This window comes from Streptomyces flavofungini (genome assembly GCF_041028215.1).
Lineage (GTDB): Bacteria > Actinomycetota > Actinomycetes > Streptomycetales > Streptomycetaceae > Streptomyces > Streptomyces flavofungini_B.
Genome location: NZ_JASKYR010000619.1, coordinates 1 through 5,252, shown reverse-complemented (window position 1 = coordinate 5,252; position 5,252 = coordinate 1). Strand labels below are relative to the sequence as shown.

The following is a 5,252-nucleotide window of genomic DNA, read 5'->3' as shown; positions in this document are numbered from 1 at the left end:
GCGTACGGCCGCCCCCGGTACGGGTACCCGGCCTACGCCCCACCCCCGTACGGACAGCCGCAGCCCTCGTACACACAGCCGCAGGCCCCGTACGGACAGCCGCAGCCCTACCCCGCGTACAACCCGTACCGCACCTAGGGCCCCGGGATCACGCGGAGGCCGTGTTCAGTGCCGAGAGTTCGGCCGCCGTCAGCTCCAGGTCCGCCACCGCGAGCAGCGCGGGAAGCTGCTCGACCGTGCGCGCGGAGGCGATCGGCGCCGTGACGGTGGGCTGGGCGGCCAGCCAGGCGAGCGCCACGGTCGCCGGTTCGGCGCCCCGGTCCCGCGCGATCGCGTCGAGCGCGGCGAGGACGCGGTCGCCCCGCTCGGTGCCCACGTACTGCTCGACCCGCGAGGTGCGCGCGCTGTCGGTCTTGGCCCCGGGGCGGTGCTTGCCGGTCAGGAAGCCGGACGCGAGCGCGTAGTACGGCACGGCCGCGAGGCCGGAGCGCGAGGCGACTTCCTGGAGCGGGCCCTCGTAGGTGTCGCGGGAGACCAGGTTGTAGTGCGGCTGGAGCACGGCATAGCGCGCGAGGCCCTCGCGGTCGGAGAAGTCGAGGGCCTCCTGGAGGCGCTCGGGCGTGATGTTGGAGGCGGCGATCGCGCGCACCTTGCCCGCCTCGACCAGCTCGTCGAGGGCGCCGATGAACTCCTCGACAGGGACCGAGGGGTCGTCGTAGTGCGTGTAGTACAGGTCGATGCAGTCAGTGCCCAGGCGGCGCAGCGACTCGTCGGCGGCGGCCTTGATGGTGCTCGCGGCGAGGCCCTTGCGGTCGGGGTGCGCGCCGGCCTTGGTGGCGATGACGACGTCGGAGCGGTTGCCGCGGCTCGCCAGCCACTCGCCGATCAGGGTCTCCGACTCGCCGCCCTTGTTGCCCTCGACCCAGGCGGAGTAGGCGTCGGCGGTGTCGATGAAGTTGCCGCCCGCGGCGGTGTAGGCGTCCAGGACGGCGAAGGAGGCCGTCCGGTCGGCGCTCCAGCCGAAGACGTTGCCGCCGAGGGACAGCGGGAAGACCTCCAGGCCGGAGGAGCCGAGCGTACGAAGAGAAGTCATGCGTTCCTCAACGACCGCGGCGGAAGAGGGATTCCGCGAACCACCGGGGCCCGGTGAGCGCCCATGGGGTCGCCCTACGGGTTGAGGCCCTTGCCCTGGAGCCAGGCGAGCGGGTCGATGTTGGCGCCACCGGAGGTGTGGACCTCCATGTGGAGGTGCGGTCCCGTCACGTTGCCGGTCGCGCCGACGCGGCCGATGACGTCGCCGGTGCTGACCTTCTGCCCGGCGCTGACGTTCATCGAGGACTGGTGGCAGTACCAGATCTCGGTGCCGTCCTCCAGTTCGAGGACCGTGCGGTAGCCGTAGGCCCCGGCCCAGCCGGCCTCCTTGACGGTGCCGGTGTGCACGGCCTTGAGCGGGGTACCCGTCGGCGCGGCGAAGTCGAGGCCGGTGTGGTGCCCGGAGGACCACATCGAACCGGCGTCGCCGAAGTGCGAGGTCAGGGTGTACGAGGAGGTGGGGATCGCAAAGCTCTTGGCGAGCTTGGCCAGGCGCTCGGCCTCGGCCTTGGCCTTGCGGGCCTCCTCCTCCTTCTTCTTCTTGGCGGCGGCCTTGGCCTCGGCCTTCTGCTCGGCCGCCTTCTGCTGGGCGGTGGCCTCCTCGGCGGCCTTCTTGACGGCGGCCTCCTCGGCCGCGGTCCTGACCGCGTCGTCCGCCTGGTGCTGCTGGTTCTCGGCCTGCCGCATGATGCGGGCGCGCAGCGCCTCACCGGCGTCGGTGGTGCCCTGCTCGGCGTCGGCGGAGCTGACACCGGCCGCGGTGAGCGGGGCCGCGGCGGTGACGGCGTCCGCCGGGGAGCCCGCGGAGTCGTCGGAGATCAGCGCGCCCACGCCGGGGAGGGACTTGGCCTCCGGCAGCGAGTCGGCGACGGCGCCCAGGTCGGGCAGCGATATGGAGACCGGCGGCTTGCCGTCCTGCGCGGTGGCGATGCCGCCCGCGCCGACGGCGGCGATGACGCCGACACCCAGAACGGTGGAGCTGCGGGCGAGGCCCCCGCCGCCCTTCTTGTGCACACGGTGCCTGCCGCGGACGGGGCGGACGGACTCCTCGGTGGGATTCCACTCCTCCCAGGTCTGCTCGTCGTACCCGCCGAAATCAGGGTCGTTGGGCACATACGGGGCTTCTGGGGCAGGCCGGTTGGACGCCACTGGGGCGCACTCCTTTCCTTCCTTCTCGCCTACCGGGTTAGCTGACGGGTTCGGAGCAGGAAGGTCTCCTACGAGCATCTGGCACGGAGGCACAGATGCCCGATTCACCCCAAGTTGGTGGTTCCCCGGCTCCCTTGCGGGATTAGGCGCGTGCGCACGGAGCCGCCTCTAGTGACGGCTGGGACGACCGCGCTGCGTTATCGAACGTTAATAGACAGCGGGCCCGTATTCCAAGCCGTTCCAGTTGATTGTTAACGCTCCTGGGCCGCGATCCGGCCGTACGTATGGGGACACGGGGGCCGGGACCGGGGCGAGTTGACCGCGGGCGCACGCTCACCGGAACGCGGCTTCCGTTTGACAGTACGTCAGTTGTTATGCGGAGGGGTGGCCTTCAGTCACTCGGCGTGACCTCCGGGTCGTCCGCCGCGGGGCGCCGCACAGCGAGCAGCGCCAGATCGTCCGTCGCGCTGCCCCCGGTGTGCCACCGCACCTCCTGCGTGAGCGTGGCGAGCAGCGCCTGCGGGCCCCGGCGGCCCGGGAAGATCCGCCCGCCGAGCCGGACCGCGGGGTCGTAGAACTCCCCCGCCTCGTTCCGAGCCTCCGACAGACCGTCCGTGTAGAAGAGCAGCATGCCGCCCGGCGGGAACTCCGCCTCGTCCGCCCGGTCCGGCCACACGCCCAGCGACCCCATGCCCAGCGGCAGCGCGGGCTCGGACGCGGAGAGCACGCACAGCCGCCCGTCCCCGCGCAGCAGCAGCGGCGCCGGGTGCCCCCGGTTGATCAGGCGTACGCGGCTGTCGCCGTGCCCGATCTCCGCGAGGACCGCCGTGGTGAACCCCTCGAAGGCGTCGAGCCCGTCCCGCCGGGTGCCCTCACGCGCCAGCGCCCGCTCCAGGCGCTGCGCCACCGCCTCCAGGGTGGTCTCCTGCTCGGCCGCCTCCCGGAACGCGCCGATGACCACGGCGACGGCCGCGACCGCCCCCATGCCCTTGCCGCGCACGTCCCCGACGATGAGCCGGACCCCGTGCGGGGTGTCCTGCACGGCGTACAGATCGCCGCCGATGAAGGCATCGGCCTGCGCCGCCTCGTACCGTGCCGCGATGTCGAGGCCGCCGATCCGGGCGTCCGGCTCGGGCAGGACGGCCCGCTGCGCGGTCTCGGCGATGGAGCGTGCGGTGGCGAGCCGGTCGTTGCTCCGGCGCACGACGCGGTTGATGACGACGGCGAAGACGGCGACGGTGACCACGGTGAGCAGTTCGGTGACGGACTCCACGTCGCTGGTGGCCGGGTTGCGGTAGTGCAGCAGGATGACCGCGGCGGAGGCGACGGCGCCGGTCAGGACGGTGTTGAGCAGCGAGTAGAAGGGGGCGGCGATCAGGGGCGCGGCCGTGTAGAGGGGTGCCGCGGAGAACTCGGCCGGGGTCGAGAGGTCGTACACGATGCCGACGATGAGCAGCAGGAAGGGCAGGGCGCGGACGAAGGTCCACTCATGCACGCTCGGCCCGCCGCCGTTCGCCCGCGGCGCGCTCCCGCCCCCACGGCCGGGCCCGTCGGTTCCTCCTCGCTGCCCCACCGCTCGTCTCCCGCCGACTCCGCGCCCATCACCGCGCTGCACCTGCCCAGGCTTCCCGCAGCGGGGTGCGGGCGCGACCTGGGGTGGGCCGAACGGGTTACGGGCCAGGGGCCGGGCTTCGGGCAAGGAGCGGATTACGGGCCGAAGGACCCGGAAAACACTCAGGGCCGGGAAGCTGATGCTTCCCGGCCCTGAGCCTTCAGTAGCGGGGACAGGATTTGAACCTGCGACCTCTGGGTTATGAGCCCAGCGAGCTACCGAGCTGCTCCACCCCGCGTCGGTGAACACAACTCTACGCCATCCGGAGGGGTGCGTCGAACCACGTGGAGGTGGGCCCGGCCTCAGGCGTTCTCGGCGTGGGTGAGCGTCTCCCAGGCGACGAAGAGATCGTCGGTGCCCTCGGGGCGGCGCTGCTCCGTGTACTTCTCGGTCTGCGGCATCGCCAGCTTCAGCCGGTTCCGCAGATGGTTGAGGCCCACCTCGGTGTCGGGCCCCATGTCCCGCCGTACCGTGCCGCCGCACAGCCACCCGGGCGGCTCCGCGCCGAGCTGGTACGCGGAGTGGAACTCCAGGGCGGCCCGCAGCCGGTCCTTGACCTCGCCGTAGAGGTCGACGCCCTGGTGCCGGGCGGTCTCCGCCATGTGCGCGGTGGCGGCGAGCGAGTATCCGGCGTGCTTGAAGTTGCGGCAGGTCTCCTGGGACAGGCCGTCGGTGTAGGTGCCCTGCCCGAACCAGTACGTCTTCAGCTCGGCGGCGGTGTCGATGCCGCTGTTCTCCGGGGAGCGGGGCAGCTTCCCGTCGGAGGCGAGGTAGAAGTACGCGGGTACGCGGGTCCGGAAGTGGTGCACGGCCTTCTCGAACGTGGCGTGGTCGTCGAGGAAGACGGCCATGCTCATCGTCGCGTCGGCCATCACCAGGTCCCAGTTGCCGTTGCGGCCGGCCGAGCCGTCCCTGACCTGGGGCAGATAGGCGTTGCGCAGCATCCGCTCGAAGCGCAGCAGCCGCCCGTCGCTCCAGCCGTCGTAGGTGTAGCGCACGGCTTCGGCGGCGCGGGCCCAGGACGAGGCGGCCCAGCCGGTCTGGAGTCCGGCGTTCTCCCCGGTGTGCCGGGTGATCACCTCGGCCCAGGCGTCCATGATCTGCACGGCCTTCTCGGCTTGGGCGCGCTCGCCGGTGATGTTCCAGAGCAGGGCGTGGGTGTACGCGGCCAGCGCGTCCTGGCGCTCCTCGACGCAGCCGTGGCCGGGGCGGTCGTCGGGCGGGCACTCGACGACGGCGTACGGCTTCGCCGTGTAGTCACCCGCCGCGTACGTGCTGCTCCGCATCTGCTCGTACGCCGCGCGCCAGGGCTGTTCGCGGGCCTCGACGTGGGCGCGGACCCGGTCGAGCTGTTCCTTGCCGACGAGCACGCCGGGGTGGGTGAACGCCAGGTCGAGGG

4 protein-coding genes, 1 tRNA gene and 1 riboswitch are annotated in these 5,252 nt (G+C 72.1%); all 5 genes read right to left on the bottom strand.

Translation table 11 applies throughout. The features are described 5' to 3' along the window. Window positions 1-148 precede the first annotated feature (148 nt). Window positions 149-1,093, bottom strand: a complete 945-nt coding sequence (locus AB8Z36_RS31110; RefSeq protein WP_369216731.1) for an aldo/keto reductase — start codon at window positions 1,091-1,093, stop codon at window positions 149-151. A 74-nt stretch (window positions 1,094-1,167) separates the two neighbouring features. After that, entirely contained in the window at window positions 1,168-2,241 is a 1,074-nt protein-coding gene (locus AB8Z36_RS31105) for a M23 family metallopeptidase (RefSeq protein WP_369216730.1), read from the bottom strand. Between the two features lie 11 nt (window positions 2,242-2,252). After that, window positions 2,253-2,400: riboswitch (cyclic di-AMP (ydaO/yuaA leader) on the bottom strand. 232 nt (window positions 2,401-2,632) lie between these two features. Beyond that, on the bottom strand, window positions 2,633-3,736 hold the full coding sequence (locus AB8Z36_RS31100) for a PP2C family protein-serine/threonine phosphatase (protein ID WP_369216729.1): 1,104 nt from the start codon (window positions 3,734-3,736) through the stop codon (window positions 2,633-2,635). A 281-nt stretch (window positions 3,737-4,017) separates the two neighbouring features. Next, window positions 4,018-4,091 (bottom strand) — tRNA-Met (locus tag AB8Z36_RS31095). A 64-nt stretch (window positions 4,092-4,155) separates the two neighbouring features. Continuing rightward, a complete protein-coding gene (locus tag AB8Z36_RS31090; RefSeq protein WP_369216732.1) occupies window positions 4,156-5,244 on the bottom strand; it encodes an alginate lyase family protein in 1,089 nt (362 codons plus the stop codon). Window positions 5,245-5,252 lie beyond the last annotated feature (8 nt).